19 protein-coding genes are annotated in these 22998 nt (G+C 59.3%); 10 read left to right on the forward strand and 9 right to left on the reverse strand.

The window, feature by feature from the left end; all coding sequences use genetic code 11:
• The coding region (locus ABJO75_RS19715; RefSeq protein ID WP_348432540.1) for a hypothetical protein at positions 1 to 837 on the reverse strand (837 nt) is incomplete at its 3' end.
• Between ABJO75_RS19715 and lepA the strand changes: the two genes are divergently transcribed.
• Positions 784 to 2583: a translation elongation factor 4 gene (lepA, locus tag ABJO75_RS19720; protein ID WP_348134586.1), complete on the forward strand. Its 1800-nt coding sequence runs from the start codon at positions 784 to 786 to the stop codon at positions 2581 to 2583. The two genes, ABJO75_RS19715 and lepA, sit on opposite strands and share 54 nt — an antisense overlap.
• Before the next feature lie 524 nt (positions 2584 to 3107).
• Here lepA and ABJO75_RS19725 read toward each other — a convergent pair.
• Positions 3108 to 3245: an entericidin A/B family lipoprotein gene (locus tag ABJO75_RS19725; protein WP_348134588.1), complete on the reverse strand. Its 138-nt coding sequence runs from the start codon at positions 3243 to 3245 to the stop codon at positions 3108 to 3110.
• Between the two features lie 682 nt (positions 3246 to 3927).
• On the opposite strand from ABJO75_RS19725, the gene ABJO75_RS19730 reads away from it, so the two are divergent.
• Positions 3928 to 4140, forward strand: a complete 213-nt coding sequence (locus tag ABJO75_RS19730; RefSeq protein WP_348134590.1) for a hypothetical protein — start codon at positions 3928 to 3930, stop codon at positions 4138 to 4140.
• A 187-nt stretch (positions 4141 to 4327) separates the two neighbouring features.
• Here ABJO75_RS19730 and ABJO75_RS19735 read toward each other — a convergent pair whose 3' ends face one another.
• Positions 4328 to 5086, reverse strand: coding sequence for an alpha/beta fold hydrolase (locus ABJO75_RS19735; RefSeq protein WP_348134881.1), 759 nt, complete (start codon positions 5084 to 5086; stop codon positions 4328 to 4330).
• 101 nt (positions 5087 to 5187) lie between these two features.
• Here ABJO75_RS19735 and ABJO75_RS19740 point away from each other — a divergent pair, with 101 nt between their 5' ends.
• Positions 5188 to 5562: a hypothetical protein gene (locus ABJO75_RS19740; RefSeq protein ID WP_348134592.1), complete on the forward strand. Its 375-nt coding sequence runs from the start codon at positions 5188 to 5190 to the stop codon at positions 5560 to 5562.
• A gap of 71 nt (positions 5563 to 5633) precedes the next feature.
• On the opposite strand, the gene ABJO75_RS19745 is transcribed toward ABJO75_RS19740, so the two are convergent.
• Both ABJO75_RS19745 and glyA read right to left on the reverse strand, forming a co-directional pair.
• The gene (locus ABJO75_RS19745) at positions 5634 to 7103 is read right to left on the reverse strand and encodes an alanine/glycine:cation symporter family protein (RefSeq protein ID WP_348134594.1); all 1470 of its coding nucleotides are present in this window, start codon (positions 7101 to 7103) and stop codon (positions 5634 to 5636) included.
• A gap of 323 nt (positions 7104 to 7426) precedes the next feature.
• Positions 7427 to 8722 carry a serine hydroxymethyltransferase gene (glyA, locus tag ABJO75_RS19750; protein WP_348134595.1) on the reverse strand — a complete coding sequence of 432 codons (1296 nt, stop codon included), beginning with the start codon at positions 8720 to 8722 and terminating at the stop codon, positions 7427 to 7429.
• A gap of 182 nt (positions 8723 to 8904) precedes the next feature.
• Here glyA and ABJO75_RS19755 point away from each other — a divergent pair, with 182 nt between their 5' ends.
• Entirely contained in the window at positions 8905 to 9666 is a 762-nt protein-coding gene (locus ABJO75_RS19755; RefSeq protein WP_348134597.1) for an NAD kinase, read from the forward strand.
• Between the two features lie 297 nt (positions 9667 to 9963).
• On the opposite strand, the gene ABJO75_RS19760 is transcribed toward ABJO75_RS19755, so the two are convergent.
• Positions 9964 to 10695, reverse strand: a complete 732-nt coding sequence (locus ABJO75_RS19760) for an NAD(P)-binding oxidoreductase (protein WP_348134599.1) — start codon at positions 10693 to 10695, stop codon at positions 9964 to 9966.
• A gap of 146 nt (positions 10696 to 10841) precedes the next feature.
• Positions 10842 to 12269, reverse strand: coding sequence for an amidase family protein (locus tag ABJO75_RS19765; RefSeq protein WP_348134601.1), 1428 nt, complete (start codon positions 12267 to 12269; stop codon positions 10842 to 10844).
• A gap of 124 nt (positions 12270 to 12393) precedes the next feature.
• Between ABJO75_RS19765 and ABJO75_RS19770 the strand changes: the two genes are divergently transcribed.
• Together ABJO75_RS19770 and ABJO75_RS19775 are read left to right on the forward strand one after the other, a co-directional pair.
• Complete coding sequence (locus tag ABJO75_RS19770) at positions 12394 to 13203, forward strand: methyltransferase domain-containing protein (RefSeq protein ID WP_348134603.1); 810 nt, start codon at positions 12394 to 12396, stop codon at positions 13201 to 13203.
• A gap of 115 nt (positions 13204 to 13318) precedes the next feature.
• Entirely contained in the window at positions 13319 to 14341 is a 1023-nt protein-coding gene (locus ABJO75_RS19775; RefSeq protein WP_348134605.1) for an endonuclease/exonuclease/phosphatase family protein, read from the forward strand.
• A 35-nt stretch (positions 14342 to 14376) separates the two neighbouring features.
• On the opposite strand, the gene prpE is transcribed toward ABJO75_RS19775, so the two are convergent.
• On the reverse strand, positions 14377 to 16266 hold the full coding sequence (prpE, locus tag ABJO75_RS19780; protein WP_348134607.1) for a propionate-CoA ligase PrpE: 1890 nt from the start codon (positions 16264 to 16266) through the stop codon (positions 14377 to 14379).
• Positions 16267 to 16541: 275 nt separating this feature from the next.
• Positions 16542 to 18815, reverse strand: a complete 2274-nt coding sequence (locus ABJO75_RS19785) for an NADP-dependent malic enzyme (protein WP_348134609.1) — start codon at positions 18813 to 18815, stop codon at positions 16542 to 16544.
• Positions 18816 to 18964: 149 nt separating this feature from the next.
• Between ABJO75_RS19785 and ABJO75_RS19790 the strand changes: the two genes are divergently transcribed.
• The 4 genes from ABJO75_RS19790 to ABJO75_RS19805 are packed head-to-tail and all read left to right on the forward strand — an operon-like array spanning position 18965 to position 22964.
• Complete coding sequence (locus ABJO75_RS19790) at positions 18965 to 20056, forward strand: cupin domain-containing protein (protein ID WP_348134611.1); 1092 nt, start codon at positions 18965 to 18967, stop codon at positions 20054 to 20056.
• The gene (locus ABJO75_RS19795) at positions 20053 to 20445 is read left to right on the forward strand and encodes a cytidine deaminase (RefSeq protein WP_348134613.1); all 393 of its coding nucleotides are present in this window, start codon (positions 20053 to 20055) and stop codon (positions 20443 to 20445) included. The genes ABJO75_RS19790 and ABJO75_RS19795 overlap by 4 nt, the downstream gene beginning before the upstream one ends.
• A gap of 3 nt (positions 20446 to 20448) precedes the next feature.
• Positions 20449 to 21753, forward strand: a complete 1305-nt coding sequence (locus tag ABJO75_RS19800; protein WP_348134614.1) for a thymidine phosphorylase — start codon at positions 20449 to 20451, stop codon at positions 21751 to 21753.
• A complete protein-coding gene (locus ABJO75_RS19805; RefSeq protein ID WP_348134616.1) occupies positions 21753 to 22964 on the forward strand; it encodes a phosphopentomutase in 1212 nt (403 codons plus the stop codon). The genes ABJO75_RS19800 and ABJO75_RS19805 overlap by 1 nt, the downstream gene beginning before the upstream one ends.
• The last annotated feature ends 34 nt before the right edge of the window (positions 22965 to 22998 follow it).

Here is a 22998-nt window from a genome sequence, read left to right on the forward strand (position 1 = left end):
AACCTCGGTCGTCAAAAGCGCACCACCACCCAGTTTCTCCACCTGCTGGTCGATAGCCTCCACCAAATCAACCTCCGAAATCGAACCATACTTGTCCTCTTTTCCCTCTTCGCCCGAAAAACACAAGCATCGAGCAAGAGCCGCCGAAAATTGCCATTCCTGGCCGGCTTGCAAGTAAGCCGCCCGCAAGTAAGCCGCCCGCCCTCTGAGATTCACCAACGAGGACGTCACAGCGCCAACATCCATAAGGTCGCCACAACCGATTATCGCCTTGGCCCAGTACTCGACAGCGAGTTTATGTTCCCCCGCGGCGAGCATGCTCTCTCCCCGCGCGGCTAGCAATCTCTGCTGCAGCACGCCTGGAGGAGTTGTGGCGGCGCTGGCGCCGGCGGTGCAGGCGGCGGCGGCGGCGGCGGTGGCGGCGGCGGCGGCGGCGGCGGAGTCGGCGGTGGCGGCGGCGGTGGCGGCGGAGTCGGCGGTGGCGGCGGCGGAGAAGGCGGAGTCGGCGGCCTCTTGAAAGGCACTGATCTCAGGGGCTGGACAGGTGCCCGCAGCCCCTGAGATCAGCAGCGCTCGAAAACTCGCAAAGGCAAGATGGTCAAATGTCTCATCCGGTTCTTTCTGCAACCCCGGAACTGCCCGCAGCGCACAGCGCGACGCAAACCAGATCTGGGTCTGATGCGTTTGATCCTCCAACCACGCCTTCGCGCTTTCCTGATCTGTAATCTCTACCTTGCCCATGCCCGCTTGACCGCCCCGCAAAACCAAATCATATCCTGCATCATGACTGACCTCGCACATATCCGCAATTTCTCGATCGTCGCGCATATCGACCATGGGAAATCCACGCTGGCCGACAGGCTGATTCAGGAAACCGGCACCGTTCAGGACCGGGACATGAAGGAGCAGTTGCTTGACGCGATGGATATCGAGCGCGAGCGGGGCATTACCATCAAGGCCAACACCGTGCGCATCGATTATGTCGCGGACAACGGCGAGACCTATGTGTTGAACCTGATCGACACGCCGGGCCACGTGGACTTTGCCTATGAGGTGTCCCGGTCCATGCGAGCGGTCGAAGGGTCGCTTCTGGTCGTGGACAGCACGCAGGGGGTCGAGGCGCAGACGCTGGCGAATGTTTATCAGGCGATTGATGCCGACCACGAGATCGTGCCGGTTCTGAACAAGATCGACCTGCCCGCGTCCGAATGTGACCGGGTGGCCGAACAAATCGAGGATGTGATCGGGATTGATGCCTCGGGCGCGATCCGGGTCAGCGCCAAGACCGGCGTCGGCATCCGCGAGACATTGGAAGCGATTGTCCAGCATTTGCCCGCGCCCAAGGGCGACCGCGATGCGCCGCTCAAGGCGATGCTGGTCGACAGCTGGTATGACAGTTACCTCGGCGTGATCGTTCTGGTGCGGATCATGGATGGTGTCTTGAAAAAAGGCGACCGGGTGCGGATGATCCAGTCGGGATCAACCCATCTGGTGGATCGTATCGGCGTGTTCCGCCCACAGATGCAGGTGGTGGACGAGCTTGGCCCCGGCGAAATCGGATTTCTGACCGCCTCGATCAAGCAGGTGCGCGACACTCGTGTGGGCGACACGATCACCCATGAAAAGAGAGGCTGTGAAACGCCGCTGCCGGGGTTCAAACCCTCGGTGCCGGTGGTGTTCTGCGGCCTGTTCCCGGTGGATTCCGCCGAGTTTGAGGACCTGCGCGACGCCATCGAAAAACTGGCGCTGAACGACGCGTCGTTTTCCTATGAGATGGAGACCTCTGCCGCGTTGGGCTTTGGGTTTCGTTGCGGCTTCCTAGGGCTGCTGCACCTCGAAGTCGTACGCGACCGGATCGAACGCGAATATGATATCGAGCTGATCACCACGGCGCCGTCGGTGGTCTATCATATATACATGAAAGACGGCTCGATGGAGGAGCTGCACAACCCTGCGGACATGCCCGACCTGTCGGTGGTCGATCACATCGAGGAACCCCGGATCAAGGCGACGATCCTCGTGCCTGACGAATATCTCGGCGATGTGCTGAAGCTGTGCCAAGACCGGCGCGGGATCCAGATGGACCTGACCTATGCCGGCAGCCGCGCCATGGTGGTCTATGACCTGCCGTTGAACGAGGTTGTGTTCGATTTCTATGACCGGCTGAAATCGGTGACCAAGGGTTATGCGAGCTTTGACTATCAGATGACAGAGTACCGCGAGGACAATCTGGTCAAGATGTCGGTGCTGGTGAATGACGAGCCTGTCGATGCATTGTCGATGATGGTGCACCGCGACCGTGCGGAGATGCGCGGGCGGGCGATGTGTGAAAAGCTCAAGGATTTGATCCCGCGTCACATGTTCAAGATCCCGATTCAGGCGGCCATCGGCGGCAAGGTGATCGCCCGCGAAACGCTGTCGGCTCTGCGCAAGGATGTGACCGCCAAATGCTATGGCGGTGACGCGACCCGAAAGAAGAAACTGCTGGAGAAGCAGAAGAAGGGTAAGAAAAAGATGCGCCAGTTCGGGAAAGTGGATATCCCGCAAGAGGCGTTTATCTCTGCGTTGAAGATGGACAGCTAAGCGGGCCATTTTCAGGGCGCATGGACGAAAACGGTTGGATCGACCAACGGCGGATGGACATGTCTTTTTGGTGGTGTGAGGTCGACAGCCTTAGAGCCTATTCAGTGACCGAAAACTGAAGAGTGCTCCGGACAGCGCGTGATCGTTCTGTGCGACCGTTGCGCTGTCCGTCGCGTCCGTGAGTGAGTGTGTCGGCTTTGCAATGACGCCAATATAGTCGGTGCTGGTTGTGTGCATAGCGGTAAGCCTGCCAGATTTTTCCGCGTTTCGGCCAATCCGTGAAACCCTGTGCAAGCGCTACCGCGTATCCGTGGTGGCCATGCTTGCAGCAGGTGAGGCCGGCTGCAGAATTGGGCTAGCTGCGGGGTTCAACGCCAAGAAAGCTACCGCGAGACGCGGATTTTACCGGCCACAGGCAATTTCCGAACCGATCAAAGGCAGCGGTTCTTGATCCCGGTCCGGTTTGTCAAAAGATGTAATCTTGAAGCTAGCGCTGCGTGCGCTCGACCAATTGCCGCCTGATGCTAGAGCGCTTCTTGAACATCGCTCGCGGTATTGGAGATCGCGCCACCCGCTTTCTGAATGTCACGCCCGGCACCTTTGGCGGTTTCACAGGCAGTCAGGGTCAGCAGGGCGAGGCAGAGGATAACAGGCCGTATCATGGCAATCTCCGATCAGTTCTGCGAGCGTATAAGCCAGCTTTCCAAAGATGGTACAAGACCCAATTTCAGGGCCATCACATTGGACTGGGGATCAGGATGCGGCGCGTCGCACGTTGGGGGAGGCGGAGGATGGCAACGCCGAGCGAAGAATTAACTGCAATGCGATACTAAAGAGGAAGCCGCCCCAACAACCGCCCAGATACCACAAGAAGACTGTTCCGAACCCAGACCCCATTATCGCCGCGACTAAGGCGGTGATCAGCCCGAAGGCTACGGAAAGGACGAGGTGGGCCAGCATCAGCTGCAGAATCTCCGGCGGGTTGAATATTAGTTAACAAATATATTGGCAAAAAGATTAACAAATAGCTAATGCGCCTTTGGTCGGTGGTCCATAAATCGGCGCGATCTTGCCGTGTGTTCGCGAAATGCCTTCAATCTAGGCGAGTGGTTTGCGGCTCTTAGAGTGCAAAAGCTGGAGGGGCGAAGCCATCTCGGGCCGATGAAACGCACCAGATTTCGAGCAGAAACGTAGTCTATGAATTTGAAATACATATATTTTTATGTATCCACTGGCTGGGTTTCTGTTGAGGATTTGGCACCGTCGGGTTGATCCCAATCAAGGCCAACGCCGACAATAAGCTCTAAGCCTACTTTTGTGGCTGAATGTTAACAGGAGCATTTGATGATCCGTCTCGCGATGATTCTCTATTCATTGATTTCGACCAGCTTTGCCGGAATCGCGGTGATAGTGATTCTGGTAACCGGGTATGGAACGCTTATGCCGATTCTTGTTGCGGCGGCGAGTGGCGCTGTTCTGGCGGTGCCAGCAGCCTATCTCGTGGCGCACAAACTCTATGGGGCAGAGCCGTCAACCAGAACACGTAAGCAGGCCTAGAGCATTCTGATCTAAGCCAGCGTAGGGCAGCTTAATCGTAAATTTCGACGCATTGGGCGATGGGTAAGGTATCGGCCTATAGTCGAAGCGCCACACTCAGATCTGGCACGACGACGGCGAAGTTCACTGTAACGGATCTCCTGCCGACCGATGCGACAAGGTCAATCGAGCCAGCGACCTGAAGTGGTCAGGCGACCAGAAAGGCGCGCAGGGACGCTTCGAATTCGCGCGGTTTTTCGGCGTGGAGCCAATGGCCCGCACCGGGGAGCTTGGCAAACCGGGCATGTGGGAACAGGGCGCGGATTGCGCCGCGATGTTCGTGCTGAACATAGTCGGATGCGCCTCCTGAGAGGAACAGCACGGGACCATCCCAGTGCCTGTCAGTTTCCGGGAAGGCCATGATGTTTGGCATTTCAGCGGCCAGCGTGTCGAGATTCAGTTTCCAGCATTTTTGGGTCACATCCAAAGATTGCGTGAAAAAGCTCTGAAGGGCCCGCTCCACGCCGAGATCGGCAAGTTGGGCTTCTGCTTCTGAACGGCGGGTGACGGTTGAGAGATCAACGCCACGCATGGCTTCGATAAACGATATCTGCGAGTGGGTATAGTTGACGGGCGCGATGTCAGCGACCACGAGGCGACGCACGGCATCGGGGTGGCGAAGCGCCAGCATCATCGAAGCCTTGCCGCCCATGGAATGTCCGACCACATCGGCAACGCCGCCAATATGCGTAACCACTTCGGCCAGATCATCCGCCATGTCCGGATAGCTGTGGCTGTCCGACCATGGGCTGTCGCCGTGATTGCGCATATCAACAGCGACGACTTGCCGGGTGTCAGAAATGCGTTTGGCGATGACGCTCCAGTTGCGGGCAGAGCCATAGAGCCCATGCGCAATCAGGAGAGGGGGCAGATCGGTCGGGGTGCCATGGATAATCATATTCAACATGGATTTGTGATAGCGGCAGTTGCGAGGCAGGGCCAGACCTGTTGATGCGGACGCATCGGGACGGTAAGGCAGGGCCATCGGGCCGCATGACAGGAGACAGCATGACCGAGCCGCAGGATTTTGAGGCCACTACGACCGCAGTGCTGGCAGCAATGCGTGAGAAGCTGGGTATCCGTGCGCGCACCTTGCAGGCTGCGCGCACCCCCGCGAAGCGGTTGTTGCCGCGTCGGGTGTTCAAAAGCTATGAAGTGCTGCAAAAGGCCGAGCCGTTTCTTGCACATCCCAAGTTGGCCCGGACGGTTGATGCGTCAGCGCTGATTGCAGCGAACAGCGAGGTGCGCGCCTATCTTGATGGGATCGATCTGGCGGATCGGCGCAAGGGCTGGTGGCTGAGCCTCGCAGGCAGCCTCGCTTTTGGCCTGATTGCGCTCAGCGTGCTTGTGCTCGTCGTGCTGAACTGGCGCGGGTTTCTTTAAGACCACGATATCAATCAGAGTAGGGTAGGAGCCGGGAGGCTCCTACCGTTCGCTATTGTGCGGCGCGGTGGTCAGCCTTTGGCAGGCACGGACCCCGCTGCCGCCGCATCTACTTTGGCCTGCGGCGCATCCGGCCAGGCGGTCGGGTCGGTATCGAGATCCGAAAACTTCGCGGGATCAAATACCGGTTTGTCGATGCCCTGCGCAAGTTGCGTGCGGAAATCCTGGATCATCCTCATGGCAACCGGAAACAGCATCATCAGCGCGAGCAGGTTCACGACCGCAAGAATGCCCATCATCGGATCGGAGAAGGAGAACACCGTCATTGCACCGGGTGCTACCGCACCGAGAAAGACGATGCCGATGATCGCGACGCGCAAAACCAGAATCGCAGAGGGATTGTCGGTCATAAAGGACAGCGCGTTTTCACCGAGATAGTAGTTGTACATGATCGACGAGAAAGCAAAGAGCAGGATCGCAAGGGTCAGAAAATATTGCGACCATTCGCCCAATGCGCTGACCATCGATTGCTGGGTCAGTGCTACGCCGTCGATGCCTTCTGCGCCGGGTTGATAGACGTCAGACAGCAAGATGACGAAGGCTGTGCAGGAACAGATGATAATCGTGTCGATAAAGACCGACAGCGATTGGGTGATGCCCTGGCTCACCGGGTGTTTCACATAGGCCGTCGCAGCCACGTTCGGTGCGGACCCCAACCCGGCCTCGTTCGAAAACAATCCCCGACGCAGGCCCTGTGCGATGGCTGCGCCCATACCGCCGGCGACCGCTTCGCGAAAGCCAAGGGCGTTGGCAACAATGTCCACGATGACCCCCGGCACGCTGGCGATGTTCAACACGATGATGATCAGCGCCATTGCAAGATAGCCAAGCGCCATGATCGGAATGATGACATCTGCCGCCTTGGCGATACGGTGGATGCCGCCGAATATGATAAAGCCGGTGACGATCGAGAGCAGCGCGCCGGTATAGACGCGGGGAATCTCCATGCTGTCGAGCGCTGCGCCGGCAACGGTATTGCCTTGAAAGGCGTTAAAGCCGATCGAGAAGGAAAAGATCAGGCAGACCGCATAAATCAGCGCCAGCCAGCGATAGTTCGTGCCGAGCCCATAGATAATGGTCATCGCAGGCCCGCCGCGATAGTCGCCCTCTGGCGTGGTGCGTTTGTAAAGCTGGGCGAGCGTCGCTTCGATCAGGGCGGTACACATTCCCACAAGTGCAATCATCCACATCCAGAACACCGCGCCGGGTCCACCGATGGTGATTGCCACGGCGACACCGGCGATGTTGCCACCGCCCACACGCCCGCCGACGGAGACGAATAGTGCTTCGCGGGCGCTAATCTTGTTGGGGTCTGCCGTGTCGTCGCTCTTGAGAACCGAGAACATGCGCTTGAAAAAGCGAAGCTGCACAAAGTGACTGGCTGCCGTAAAGAACACGCCGAAAATCACAAGAATGGGTACGAGCGCCCACCCCCAAGTCAGGTCATTGATGAGATTGAAAATCCAGTTCAAGATGTCCACGGCAACCCCCATAAATGTAAAATTCTCGCAAAATCTAACGTCTGCAGACCCCAGATTAGCAAAATCGTACATATTGGCGACATGTTTCTCACGCAAAAGGAGAGTTGGCTCGTTTTTAGTCGGCCGAATGTCTTTTTAGGCAGCAAATGCGGTGGGCTGCAGCGAATGCCAGGCCGTGGCAATCGAAAACTCCCCGATTCAGAGCAAAGTAGGGGCCATTCTAATCGCCCAGCCTGAAAGGGGCTGCCCAAGCGGCGCGGGGCGGCGTCAGAATTGACGCCGCCCCGCAAATGTCATGTTGAACCGTTCAACGGGTACTGACCTCAGAGATCGGGATAGATTGGGAAGCGGGCGCAGAGGGCGGCGACTTCGGCGCGGACCTTATCTTCGACCGCGGCATTGTTGTCTTCACCATTGGCGGCCAATCCATCAACCACTTCGATGATCCAGTCGGCGATTTGACGGAATTCCGCCTCGCCAAAGCCACGCGTGGTGCCTGCCGGGCTGCCAAGCCTGATGCCGGACGTTACGGTCGGCTTTTCAGGGTCAAACGGTACGCCGTTCTTGTTACAAGTGATATGGGCGCGACCCAGAGCGTTTTCCGTTGCGTTGCCCTTGACCCCTTTGGGGCGCAGATCGACCAGCACCACATGGGTGTCAGTGCCGTGGGTCACGGTATCAAGACCGCCTTTGATCAGCTGATCCGACAGCGCCTGTGCGTTGGTGACGACCTGTTTGATATAATCCTTGAAGCCGGGCTGAAGCGCCTCGCCAAAGGCGACGGCCTTGCCCGCGATCACATGCATCAGCGGGCCACCTTGAATGCCGGGAAAGATTGCCGAGTTGAATTTCTTGGCAAGCGCCTCGTCGTTGGTCAGGATCATCCCGCCACGCGGACCGCGCAGGGTCTTGTGGGTGGTGGTGGTGGCCACATGGGCGTGCGGGAAGGGCGATGGATGTTCCCCTGCGGCAACCAGACCGGCGAAATGCGCCATGTCCACGTGCAACCAAGCACCGACACTGTCGGCAATTTCGCGCATCTTGGCAAAGTCGATCTGGCGCGGGATGGCAGAGCCACCGGCGATGATCAGCTTGGGCTTGTGCTCGGTCGCCAGTTCCTGCACCTGATCATAATCAAGCAGGTTGTCCTGTTTGCGCACACCATATTGCACCGCGTTGAACCATTTGCCCGACTGGTTGGGGCGCGCGCCGTGAGTCAGGTGACCACCGGCATCAAGGCTCATCCCCAAGATGGTATCGCCCGGCTGCAACAGCGCTGTGAACACACCCTGGTTTGCCTGCGATCCGGAGTTTGGTTGCACGTTGGCAAAGCCGCAATCAAACAGCTTGCAGGCGCGCTCGATCGCGAGGTTCTCGGCGATGTCGACATATTGGCAGCCGCCATAATAGCGACGTCCGGGATAGCCTTCGGCATATTTGTTGGTCATCACCGAGCCTTGGGCCTGCATGACGGCGGTGCTCACGATGTTTTCGGACGCGATCAGTTCGATCTCGTCACGCTGGCGGCCAAGTTCTTTCTGGATGGCGCCGAAAATCTCGGGGTCGCGGTCGGCGAGGGGGGTCGTGAAAAAGCCGGTATCAGGATTTGACGCGGTCATGGAGGGCTCCGATCTGGACAGGGAATGGTGTAGGCCAATTTTCAACGGGAAACTATGTCGAGCGGCCAGAGAGTAAAAGACGATAAACCGGCGAAATGCGGCTTCAGAGTAGCAAGGCTGGTCATGCAGGGAAAGGTGTGGTTGTTTCGGAACCGAATGCGCAACACCGGAAACCTGACGCCATGACATTACGAATCGCGTTCCTGGCCAGCAGAGCCCCGGTAGCACAGACCGCCCGCGCTGTTCTGATCGGGCGGTATGGCAACGCCAAGCCCGAAGAGGCGGATGTGATCGTTGCACTTGGCGGCGATGGGTTCATGCTGCGCACGCTTCACACAGCACAGGGACTACCGGCAGCGGTCTACGGGATGAACCGGGGCACTATCGGCTTTCTCATGAACGAATACAGCGAAACCGATCTCATGGAGCGGCTTCATGACGCGGAAGAGGAAGTGATCAATCCGCTGTCGATGCAGGCGATGGACCAGTTCGGCCGAGAGCACAAGGCGCTGGCGATCAACGAAGTCTCGCTGCTGCGCGCGGGCCCACAGGCGGCGCGGCTCAAGATAACGGTCGATGGTCGGGTGCGGCTGTCAGAGTTGGTATGTGACGGTGCGCTGCTGGCGACTCCGGCGGGGTCCACCGCCTATAACTATTCCGCGCATGGCCCGATTTTGCCGATCGGTTCGGATGTGCTGGCGCTCACTGCAATCGCGGCTTTCCGGCCCCGCCGTTGGCGCGGAGCTTTGGTACCCAAGACCGCCAAGGTCCGCTTTGACGTGCTTGAGGCGGACAAGCGACCAGTGATGGCAGACGCGGATTCGAGTTCGATCATGGATATCGATTGGGTCGAAATAAAATCAGATCCCGCAATCGAACATAGAATTCTCTTTGATCCGGGCCATGGATTGGAAGAACGCCTTATTTCTGAACAGTTTACGTGATTCTGCTGCCGGGTTGTCCCGGCGCCTCAACCTCTTGTCGACAAATTGCGGCAAAAAAAATCACGAGTTTTCCATCATTTTTTCACCTTGTGTGATCATGCTCACAGATAGCGACGACGGCTTCTGGCAAGGTGTATCTATTGTAGCGAGTAAGTTGGCAAAGAGTACGGAGTAAGTGAGTGGTGTTGGTAAAGAGTACCGCATGAGTGAGTGGTTCTTTTAACGAGTTTTTTTGAGTACGACCCGGGCGCAGAGGAGACTCTGCGCCCGTATTTCTTTGAAACCGGGTGCGCGTTTCTATTTACGTTGAGTGGCGTTGTAGATGACCGGCATCTGGCCATTCCAGTTTTTCCAAAGTTCGTCGTCGCTGACGAGGCGGGCCATGAAGTCCGCCACATTGATGCGGCTGGTTGTCCCGGCATCAAAGATCGCGCTGCGCTGCGGAGAGGCATGGATTTCGTAGGTCGAGACCTTGTTTTCATCACTCAAGTTGTCGGGCCGCACGGCGGCCCATTCGATCAATTGATGTCCTTGGCCAATCTCGCCGCGCAGATAATCGGCCGCTTTTTCATTGTCGACATGAGGCGGCAGCAACAGACGCAACAGGCCGATAACGCACTTCTGAGCCATCGATACCGGCTCGTTCAAATCGCGGTTGCTGTTGCCGGTCGTGTTCATAAGCACAAACTTGACCGGTGTGTCCCGTTCAGTTGATCGGATCGCATCACAGATCCGGCGCGTGGCATCCGTAACCAACCTGCGGGGCTTTCCAAACATGCCCCTGAAGGTCAGATTATGCCCCAGACAAGAGGCAACCGCATGACAGCCGCGAACGAGATCAATCATCTCGGCATCGCTGAGGTCGAGAACGCTCGCCTGAATGGCCGAGACCTTTTGATGGTTTCGGATGTCCTCGGGCAGACCGTCGAGTGATCGAACCACGATCTTCAGGTCTTGGCCCCGTTGCAGCAATTGCCTTGTAAGAAGTTGTCCTGTGGCGCCACTGGCACCGAGAATGAGCGTAGTCATGGCGGGTTCCGTCTGCTGTTCGGATGCAATTCGGGACGCTTTAGCCGATCAGAGACCTGATGAGAATTGGTCACTTCCTCACGATTGATATGCATATCTGCACGGAGTGGTGAGCGGGCAAATGTGCGTGCCCGCTCAATCCGGAACTATTCTGTCCGCGCCCATAACTTATCGCACATGCGACCGACGCGCTCTTCGATCGCGACGCAGGCATCAACAACGAGGTCTTCGCGCCAGCGCTGACCGACGATCTGGATATTGATCGGCTGTGGTCCCTGCGGCAGGTCGGCAAGGCGGGTCGGGACGCTGCCGGCGGGCAAGCCCATAAAGTTCATTGCATAGGACCAAAGCGCCGAACCCAAGACCTCCTGCACACCATCGCCGCCTTCGGTGTCGCGATCAGGTGCAAAGAACGGTTGTGGCAGGAACGGCGTGATGACCAGCGGATAGCGGTCGAGAAGCAGTGACCACTCCCGCGCATAGTGGCTGCGCTGTGCCATCATCCGCAGCAACTCTTCGCCTTCATATGGCGGAAACTGCTCAAAGTACTCGTCAAAGATCGCCTGGATCGTTGGGGAGCCATAGGCGCGGATGTCCGGCCCCATCAATACCTTCACCTCTCCCAAAAGCGCGCGATAGCCGGCAAGACCGGATTCCTGAATGTCCGGCGGCGTGATCTCTTCGACCACGTGACCCGCATCTGCCAAGGCGTCGCGGGCGGTGTCCAGTGCCTTTGACACTTCGGAATGCAGATCGAATGCATATGTCTCCTTGGTGAACCCGACGCGGAGAGGCGCGTCGGGTGGTGCACCGCGCCAGGGCAGGGGCACATGGAACGGATCGCGCGCATCTGGCGCGATCACCGCTGGCATCGAAAGGTGCAAGTCTGCCGCCGAGCGGGCGATCAGCCCTTGCACAGACATCGATTGCGCGAGCATTCCACGCTCACTTTTCTGGCTGGGGTTCCAGGCTGCGACGCGACCCAGACCGGGTTTCACCGTCACTGCGCCAGTGGCTGCCGCTGGAAAGCGCAGGCTACCGCCGATGTCGTTGCCATGACCAAGCGCGCCGATCCCGGCCATCACTGCCGACGCCGCGCCACCCGAAGAACCACCGGGCGAAACATGATCGCCCCAAGGGTTGTTCGTGCGCCCATGCAACGGGTTGTCTGTATCTGCCCGAAACGAGAATTCGGGCGTGTTGGTGCGCCCGATCACCACCGCACCGGCGCGCAGCAGGTTGGCAACAACGGGTGCATCGTCAGGCGCAATCTCGTTGGCAAATGCCGTTACGCCATTGGTTGTGGCGTGCCCTTTCTGATCGACGTTCACCTTGATCGTGACAGGGACGCCGTGCAGCGGCCCGGTGGGCTTTCCGCTGGCCAGATCGGCGTCCAGAGCGCGGGCGCGATCCATCGCCTCATCGCTCAGATCCTCGACCACGGCGTTCAGCGTCGGGTTCTGATCGTGCATGCGGGTGATCGCGGCGGCAGTCACCTCGGCGGCGGTCAATTCGGCGGATTTTGTGCGAGCGGAAATTTCAACGGCATCAAGCTGCCAGAGCGGTTTTGTCATGTGGTGTCCTTTCGGCGACACGGTACGCATGGAGGCGATCAATGCAATGGCGAATGCACATCATTCAGGTGAGGCGACAGGCGCGCCGAAATCCTGTAGGATGATCTCTGTCAGGAGGGATCAAATGAGCGACAACGACAAGGCCTTTGTCGGGTCGATACCTGACATCTATGACGAATATCTGGTGCCGCTGATATTTGAGGCGGCCGCAAGCGATCTCGCCCGTCGCGTAGTGTCGGGCCCGTGCACGGCGGTTTTGGAAACCGCTGCGGGCAGTGGAGTGGTGACGCGGGCGCTTGCGCCGCTGCTGGCCGCAGATGCGCAGTATTCAGTGAGTGACCTCAATCCGCCGATGCTGGCCCGTGCACAGGCACGGCAACCGGATGATCCGCGGCTCAGCTGGCACCAGGGCGATGCGCAGGACCTGCCGTTTGAGGATAACAGCTTTGACGTGGTCCTCTGTCAGTTCGGGGTCATGTTCTTTCCCGATAAACCACGCGCCTATGCCGAAGCGTTACGGGTTCTGCGGCCGGGCGGGCGGTTCGTGTTCAATGTCTGGGATGACATCGTCGACAACGAATTTGCCGATGTGGTAACGCAGGTCGCCGCACGGCTTTTGCCGGATAAACCGCCACGCTTTATGGCCCGCACGCCGCATGGGCATGGCGATGCCGATCAGTTGCGGCGTGATCTTGCGACGGCCGGGTTCACCCGGATCGATATCGAGACCGTCACGGGAACCAGCACTGCGCACAAAGCGTCACACCCGGCGATTGCCTATGTGCAAGGCACGCCCTTGCGCGGCGAGATCGAACCGCACGGGCCGGACATGTTGCGTAAGGTGACCGAGGCTGCAACGACTGAAATCGCAAGGCGATGGGGCAATGGTCCGGTTTCGGCCAAGATTCAGGGCAAGGTCGTTTCCGCCAGCTGAGGTTTTGCCACCATTTGAAAACGGGCCACTGCATGACCCTTGCACCAGTACGGGGAAGGGTGTTCGCTTGCGCCAACCCAATTGGGTCTTGTGAAGTCTCGGGAGGATCCAGATCATGGCCTTTTACAAAGGCATTAACGACTATCCGCCCGGCAGTAATGCACCGGGCCAGCGCGGCTGGATTGCGGATGGATTGCTGCGGTTGCGCGCGGCGATGGCGGTTCAGATCACCGATCTGCGTCGCCCCGATTCGCTGGTAATCGGGTCATGGAACATCCGCGCCTTTGACGGTGGACGCAGTCGGCTAGACGAGAGCTATCACTATATCGCCGAGATCATCGACCATTTCGACATCTGCGCAATACAGGAAATCAAACCCGATCTCGGGCCGCTGAAACGGCTGATGGTCCTGCTTGGCGACAATTGGGATTACTTTGTCACCGATGTGACCTCGGGGGATGCGGGCAATGACGAACGGATGGCGTTTCTCTATAACCGCAACAAGGTCACGTTTCGCAATCTGATCGGTGAAATCGTTCTGCCGCGCGAGGCATTGATTGAGGGAGAACAGATCGCCCGCTCGCCTTTCTTTGCTTCATTTCAGGCGGGCTGGTTCCGGTTCACGCTGTGTACGGCGCATATCCGGTTCGGTGACGATTTGGGGCTGCGGGCGCGCGAGATTTCGGCGCTGGCCTCGACCCTGACCGCGCGGGCGAAAAAGGAAGGCGAGGTCTATGTCCTGTTGGGCGACATGAACATCGAAAGCAGCGAGGACGAGACAATGGCCGCGCTAAAGGAGGCCGGCATGTTCGTCCCTGATTTCGGTGCGACGAACTTGGGCGGGGACAAGTTGTTTGATCATATCGCATTTTCTGGTGAGGGGACCGAAACCCGACTGCTGCGCAAAGGCAAGTTTGACTGGCGCGGAACCGTGTTCCGGCCCGAAGACGTGGCCGCCTATGAACAGATCGCAATGGATATCCGCAGTAAACCGGATACGGGCAAACCCTATGCCAACTGGCCGAGCAGCTATCCCGGTTGGACCACCCATGAAATGTCGGACCACCTGCCCATCTGGATCGAAATCGAGGTGGACTATTCCGACGAATATCTCGCGGGGATCAAGAGCAGCGGATAGGGTGCCCACCCGAGCCAGCCGGGTGGGACAGGTGCCTATTTGGCGTAGCCTATGGTTTGCAACGCTTCCTCGATTTCGTCCAGAATCGCAGGATCGTCGATGGTTGCAGGCATCTTGTAGGTTTCGCTGTCGGCAATCCTGACCATCGTGCCACGCAGGATCTTGCCCGAGCGGGTTTTTGGCAGGCGGTCGACGACAACGGCAAGTTTAAAGGCCGCGACCGGGCCGATCTTTTCGCGGACCAATTTGACCACTTCGCCAACGATCTCCTTGTGCTCGCGATTGACGCCGGTGTTCAGGCAAAGAAAGCCAACTGGCATCTGACCCTTGAGCTGGTCTGTCACGCCGATCACAGCGCATTCTGCAACCTCGGGATGGGCGGCCAGAACCTCCTCCATCGCGCCGGTCGACAGGCGATGCCCGGCGACGTTGATTACGTCGTCGGTGCGGGCCATGATGTAAAGATACCCGTCTTCGTCGATCATCCCCGCATCGCCGGTTTCATAAAAGCCGGGGAACGTGGTGAGGTAGGATTTCACAAATCGATCTTCGGCGTTCCACAGGTTGGGCAGGGTGCCCGGCGGCAGCGGCAGCTTGACTGCGATGGCGCCCAACTCACCGGGTTTCATCGGGTGGCCGGCCTCATCGAGGATCTGCACGTCATAGCCCGGCATCGGCACCGAAGGGCTGCCGATCTTGACCGGCAGATGCTCTACACCCAGCGGGTTGGCGGCAATGGCAAAACCGGTTTCGGTCTGCCACCAGTGGTCGATCACCGGCACGTTCAACAGCTTTTGCGCCCATTCGATGGTATCCGGATCCGCGCGCTCGCCTGCGAGATACAGCGCTTTGAGGCAAGAGATGTCATATTGCGCGGCAAACTCGCCTTTGGGGTCCTCGCGTTTGACGGCGCGGATGGCGGTGGGGGCGGTAAAGAAGGATTTGACCCGGTGCTCGGCAATCACCCGCCAGAACGTGCCTGCATCGGGGGTCCCGACCGGTTTGCCTTCGAATACGATGGTGGTGTTGCCGTGGATCAGCGGCGCATAACAGATGTAGGAGTGACCAACGACCCAGCCCACATCCGACGCGGCCCAGAACACGTCTCCCGGTTCCACATTATAGATGTTCTTCATTGTCCAGTTCAGTGCGACCAGATGCCCGCCTGTGGCGCGGATCACGCCTTTGGGGGCGCCGGTCGTGCCTGAGGTGTAGAGGATATATGCGGGATGGCTGCCCTCGACCGGGACGCATTCCGCAGGCTCGACTCCATATTGGAATCCATGCCAATCGTGATCGCGACCTTCTTCCAAGTGCGCAACCTCTTGTTCGCGCTGGAAGATAACGCAGAAATCGGGTTTGTGATCCGCCAGATCAATGGCCCCGTCGAGCAGGGGTTTGTAATGCACCACGCGCCCCGGCTCGATGCCGCAGGACGCGGCGATGATCGCCTTGGGTTTGCAATCGTCGATGCGCACAGCCAGTTCGTTGGCGGCGAAACCGCCGAACACCACGGAGTGAACCGCGCCGATGCGGGCACAGGCGAGCATAGCTTCCAACGCTTCGGGCACCATCGGCATGTAGATGATGACGCGATCGCCTTTTTCCACGCCTTTTGCCCGCAAGGCCCCGGCCAACGACGCCACGCGGCTGCGCAACTCGGTATAAGAAATCTTGTGCTTGGTCTGGGTGATCGGGCTGTCATAGATGACGGCCGTTTGCGCCCCGCGTCCAGCTTCGACATGGCGGTCCACCGCATTGTAACAGGTGTTGACCATTCCATCGTCAAACCACGTGTAGATCGGCGCCCGTTCGTAATTCAGCGCCTTGCTTGGCGCGGTGACCCAGTCGATGCCTTTGGCGGCTTCCATCCAGAAGCCCTCCGGGTCATTTTTCCATCCAGAATAGACCTCAGAATAACTCATGGAATGTCCTCCTCCTGCGTTTCGGATTGTGTAGTGGAGTAACGCTGCGTCAGGCAAGGTCGTTACCGGTATCAGCGGCAGAAGGACGCAAGAAATTTGCAAGTTTCGGTCGATCTTGCGTGCAAACTTTGCAAACCAACCTGATTTATGCGGCTATATCCGCTGATCAATGCGGATTTGCAAATCCGCAAACAATGATATGCAAAAAATGCATCTTTTTCCGTAGTGCCGTGCCCGACCGCCGGGGCGGCAAGGCACGGCCATTTCAATGGCACCTATCCGTATTGTGCGACCGGTGTGCCAGCGACTGCCGCCATGTTGAGCAGTCCGCGCGCGGTGATCGCGGGCGTGACAATATGTGCCTTGTTGCCCATGCCCATCAGGATTGGCCCCACTTCGAGCCCGCCCGCCTTCATCTTGAGGATATTACGCACCCCGCTGGCCGCGTCTGAATGGGCAAAGATCAGGACATTTGCGTTGGTTTTCATGCGCGAGCTCGGGAAAATACGCGCGCGCAGGTCCGCATCAAGTGCTGAGTCGATGTTCATTTCGCCTTCATAGGTGAAATCACGCGGTTCGCTGTCCAAGATAGCGATGGCATCCCGCAACCGTTTGCCCGAGCCTTCGGCTTGATTGCCGAATTGCGACTGCGAGCAGAACGCGATCTCGGGTTCGACGCCAAAGCGGCGAACGTGGCGCGCCGCCGCAATGGCGATTTCGGCGAGTTCGGCAGCGTCGGGCAATTGGTGCACATGAGTATCGGCAATGAACAGCGGCCCGTCTTCGAGGATCATCATCGACAGCGCCCCGTGCGGCGAAAGCTGTTTGGAGCCGAGAATCTGGGACACATAATTCAGGTGCCAACGGTATTCGCCGAACGTGCCGCAGATCATGCTGTCGGTCTCGCCGCGCTGCACCATGATCGCTCCGATGGCGGTCGCATTGGTGCGCATGATCGCCTTGGCGATGTCGGGGGTGACACCCTTGCGCTGCATCAGCGTGTGATAGCTGTTCCAGTAATCGTAATAGCGCGGATCATTCTCGGGATTGACCAGTTGGAAATCACGCTCGGGTCGGATCTCCAGGCCAAAGCGCTCGCACCGTTGCTCCATCACTTCGGGACGACCGATCAGGATAGGGGTTTCTGTGGTCTCTTCCAGGATCGCCTGTGCGGCACGCAACACGCGTTCGTCTTCGCCTTCGCACAGCACGATACGGCGGCTGGCTTCGCGGGCGGCCTGAAACACAGGGCGCATCAACAGGGCGGATTTGAACACGCTTTGATTCAGACGCTGGCGATAGGCGGCCATGTCCTCAATCGGGCGCGCGGCCACGCCGGTATCCATCGCGGCCTGCGCAACCGAGGCCGAAACGACGGCAACAAGGCGTGGGTCAAATGGTTTCGGGATCAGGTAGTCCGCCCCGAATGTCAGTTGCTCACCGCTATAGGCTGCCGCGGCCTCAGCGCTGGTGGTGGCCCGCGCCAATTCGGCGATGCCGTCGATACAGGCCAGCTGCATGGAGTCGTTGATCTCGGTTGCACCGACGTCCAGCGCGCCCCGGAAGATAAACGGGAAACACAGCACGTTGTTGACCTGATTTGGAAAGTCGCTGCGTCCGGTGGCTATGATTGCGTTCGGTGCGACCTCGCGCACGGCGTCGGGCATGATTTCAGGGTCTGGATTCGCCAGCGCAAAGATGATCGGTCGATCCGCCATCTTCTGCACCATTTCGGGCTTCAGAACATTTGGCCCGCTCAGCCCCAGAAACAGATCGGCCCCGTCGATGACATCGTCCAGCGTCCGTTTGTCGCTGTTCTGGGCAAAGCTTGCCTTTTGAGGGTTCATGTCCTCGGCACGGCCTTCGTAGACCAGCCCGTGTATGTCGCACAGCCAGATGTTCTCGCGCTTGACGCCCATTTTGACGAGCATGTTCAGGCAGGCGATCCCCGCTGCACCGCCGCCGGTGCTGACGACCCGGATGTCTGCAAAGGGCTTCTTGGCGATATGAACCGCGTTCTTGGCCGCGGCACCTACGACGATCGCGGTGCCATGCTGATCGTCATGAAACACCGGGATGCTCATCCGCTCGCGACAAATCTTTTCGACGATGAAACAATCCGGCGCCTTGATGTCCTCAAGGTTGATCGCCCCAAAGGTGGGCGCCAGCGAGCAGACGATGTCCGCCAGCTTTTCTGGGTCGGATTCATCCACCTCGATATCGAAACAGTCGATATTGGCGAATTTCTTGAAGAGGACGGCCTTGCCTTCCATCACCGGTTTGCTGGCCTGCGCGCCGATGTTGCCCAGCCCCAGAACCGCAGTGCCGTTGGAAACGACGCCGACCAGATTGGCCTTGGTGGTATAGCGTGCAGCGTTTGCCGGGTCTTTCTTGATCTCAAGGCAGGCTTCGGCGACGCCGGGGGAATAGGCGCGCGACAGATCGCGTCCGTTTGCCATCGGCTTGGTGGCCCGGATTTCCAGTTTTCCGGGCTTTGGGTGCTCGTGATAGAACAATGCCGCCTGGCGCAGGGTTTGGTTTTCGGACATGGCCGGGGTTCCTCCAGAATATAGTTCAGCACTAAACGAACCAGTGACGCCGGGGCAACCGAGAAAATCGCAGACGGGGCCTTCCTTGCTGTGCTTGCAGAATCTCCTGACCCCCGCCACAATTTTTGGAACATCTGACAAGAGGTCCCATGTCCGACACCATAGCCGAGATACGTTTGCCGACGTCCGAACTGCGCGATGACCTGCCTTTTTATACAAAAACGTTGGGGATGAGGCTCGATATGATCTATCCGGCTGACGATCCGCAGGTGGCGGTGTTCTCTGGATACGGGCTGCGGTTGCGGATCGAGAACGGAGCGACCGAGCCGCCGGGGACACTTCGCATTCTGACTGATGATCCTGACGGGTTCGCCAATGGCGCACGCGAACTGACCGCACCCAACGGAACACGCATCGAGATTGCAGAGCGCAATCCACCCGTCGTCCTGCCTGCAACGCTGCATTCATTTGTGGTGCGGCGTCTGGCCGATCAGGCTCCGTGGATAATCGGGCGCGCAGGGATGCAGTATCGCGATCTGATCCCCGACCGGCTTGGCGGGTCGATCATTGCCAGCCATATCCGTATCCCCGATGGTGGGCCGGTGCCTGACATGGTGCATTTCCACAAGGTCGGTTTTCAGTTGATCTTTTGCTATCGTGGCTGGGTTGATGTGGTCTACGAGGATCAGGGACCGCCGATGCGTCTGACGGCCGGGGATTGTTTTATCCAGCCGCCTGAAATCCGGCATCGCGTGCTTGAGGCCAGTGATCATGTTGAGGTGATCGAGATCGGGGTGCCTGCAGAGCATGTGACCGAGATCGACCATGACATGACCTTGCCGACTGCGCATCTGCGCCCGGAGCGTGAATGGCAAGGGCAGCGGTTCGTCTACAATCAGGCCAAGGGTGCCGAATGGGTCCCGTGCCGGTTGCCGGGCTATGTCTGCCGAGACACCACAATCGCCGCCAATACCGGCAACGTCGCTGGCGTGCAGGTGGTCCGGCGCGGGCAGGGCGACCCGGTCTGGGCGCGTCATGACACCGATATTCTGTTCGCATTCGTGATGGAGGGGAGCGTAACCTTGCAGGGCGAGGGGCGTGATGCGTATGATCTGACGGCAGGGGATGCCTTTGTCATCCCGCCCGGTATGAAGACGCGGCTGGCTGATCCCAGCGACGATGTGGAATTGCTCGAGGTTGCCTTGCCTGGCGCGTTCAAGACAGAACTGGATACCGAATGAGCCTGAAAGACGCGGCAACAAAGGTGCGCGAGAACGCGCATGCTCCTTACTCCGGCTTTAAGGTGGGAGCGGCCCTGCGCGTTGCATCGGGGGCAGTCTATGCTGGCTGTAATGTGGAAAACGTCGCTTATCCCGAAGGCACCTGTGCCGAGGCCGGGGCGATTGCCGCGATGGTCGCTGCCGGTGACTCCGAACTGGTCGAGATCTATGTGATCGCTGACAGCCCGACGCCCGTCACTCCATGTGGCGGGTGTCGTCAGAAACTGGCGGAGTTTGGCGGCGGCGCGGTGCCGGTAACCATGGGCACCACCGATGGGGCCGAACTTGTAATGACGCTTTCCGAATTGCTCCCCGGCGCGTTCAATGCCGAACACATGGCGGGCGGCTAGGGCATGGACGCCCGTACCATCATTGCCAAACTGCGTCGCCATCAGGTGCCGGATGAGCTGGAACTGCGATGGTTTGCGCAGGGACTTGCCGATGGGACGGTCAGCGATGCGCAGGCCGGGGCCTTTGCCATGGCGGTCTGCATGGGCGATCTCGGCGCGGCCGGGCGCGGCGCGCTGACATTGGCGATGCGCGACAGCGGCGAGGTGCTGACATGGGACCTCGATGGACCCGTGATCGACAAACACTCAACCGGCGGCGTCGGGGATTGCGTATCGTTGCTTCTGACGCCTGCGCTGGCTGCTTGCGGCGCCTGTGTTCCGATGATTTCGGGGCGGGGGCTGGGCCATACGGGTGGGACGCTGGACAAGTTAGAAGCCATTCCGGGTGTGACCACCGCCGTGTCACAGAGCAGGCTGACCGAGATCGTCACAAAGACAGGCTGCGCCATTGTTGGCGCTACGGCACAAATCGCACCGGCAGACAAACGGCTCTACGCCATCCGTGATGTGACTGCGACGGTCGAAAGCCTTGATCTGATCACGGCCTCGATCCTGTCAAAGAAACTGGCGGCAAGCCCTGATGCGTTGGTGCTTGATGTCAAGGTCGGCAGCGGCGCCTTCATGAAAACGCAGGACGAGGCCCGCGCCCTCGCCGAGGCGCTGGTGGGGGCGGCCAATGCTGCCGGATGCAAGACGAGTGCGGTGATCAGCGACATGAATCAGCCGCTGGCGCCTGCGCTGGGCAACGCGCTGGAAGTGGCCGAAATCATGCTGGTCTTGACGGGGCAGTCCGAAGGGCCGCTGGTGCAACTGACCGCTGCGCTGGGCGGCGTGGTGCTGGCGGATGCAGGTTTGGTTGACGATGTGCAGGACGGGGCCGACCGGGTGGTCGCCGCCATTCGTGACGGACGTGCTGCAGAGCGGTTTGGCAAGATGATCGCGGCGCAGGGCGGGCCGCTGTCCTTTGTCGAGGACTGGGCGCGGTTCCTGCCAGAACCCAACGTGATCCGCGAAGTCGCGGCACGCGAGGCGGGCCATGTCACCGCAATTAACGGCGAAGCGCTCGGACTGGCGGTGGTTGCGCTGGGCGGTGGGCGGCAGGTGGAAGGCGATCTGATCGACCCCGCTGTGGGTCTGTCAGGCCTTGTGCGGCTGGGCGATGAGGTCGGTCTGGGGCAGCCGCTGGCGGTGATACATGCCGGGCGCGAGGATGCGGCGCGGCGAGCCGAGGCGGCGGTCCGCGCTGCACTCACGATCGGGGATGCTCCGGGCGTCGTGCCGGACCTGATCCATGAAAGGGTTGGCTGATGGCGCGCGCATTCCTTGTGGTCATGGACTCGGTCGGTATCGGCGGTGCGCCGGATGCCGGACGCTATTACAACGGTACCGTGCCGGATACCGGGGCCAACACCGTGGCGCACATCGCGCAGGCCTGCATGGCCGGACGGGCCGAGCGCGGGCGCAGCGGCGCATTGAAGGTGCCGCACCTTGACCAACTCGGTCTGAGTGCCGCCGTGCGGCTGGCCTCTGGCGCTTCTGCACCTGGTTTGGGGATGGCTCCCACGGGTGCCTGGGGCGCTGCGACCGAAGTGTCTCGGGGCAAGGATACACCATCGGGTCACTGGGAACTGGCCGGGGTCCCTGTGCCTTGGGACTGGCACTATTTCCCCGACAGTACGCCGGCCTTTCCCGACAGCCTTGTCCGTATGGCGGCACAGGCGGCAGGGACCGATGGCATCCTTGGCAACTGTCACGCCTCGGGCACCCGCATCATCGCTGAACTGGGGGCCGAGCATCTGCGGACGGGTTGGCCAATTTGTTACACGTCGGCGGATTCGGTGTTTCAAATCGCCGCCCACGAAGAACATTTTGGATTGGACCGCTTGCTGACGCTTTGTGCCGAGATCGCGCCAAGGCTTCATGCGATGAAGGTTGGCCGGGTGATCGCGCGCCCGTTCACCGGGCGGGCGGACACCGGGTTCATTCGCACGTCCAACCGTAAGGATTTTGCCATCTCTCCACCTGCACCAGTTCTGACCAATTGGGTGCAGGATGCGGGACAGCGGGTTTATGCGGTGGGCAAGATCGGTGATATCTTTTCGATGCAGGGAATTGATGATCTGCGCAAAGGCGATGATTCCGAATTGATGGGCCATCTGTCAGACCTCGTGGAGGATGCCGAAGATGGCAGCCTGACCTTTGCCAATTTTGTTGAATTCGACAGCCGCTTTGGCCATCGCCGTGACATCTCGGGCTATGCCGCCGCGCTTGAGTGGTTTGATGCTGAATTGGGCCGCATATTACCCCGGTTGCGTCCTGATGATGTGATGATTCTGACCGCGGATCACGGCAATGATCCCAGTTGGACTGGCACCGATCATACGCGCGAACGGGTGCCGGTTCTGGTCAGTGGGCGCGGCGCGTGGTCATTGGGGCATGTGGGCTTTGTCGACGTTGCCGCGAGTGTTGCGGATCACCTCGGCGTACCGCCACAGGGGCCGGGAATGAGCTTTTTCTGACGTCGCAGGTCGGCACATGGGTTGCAGAGACAGC

The organism is Sedimentitalea sp. (assembly GCF_039973035.1).
Classification (GTDB): Bacteria; Pseudomonadota; Alphaproteobacteria; order Rhodobacterales; family Rhodobacteraceae; genus Sedimentitalea.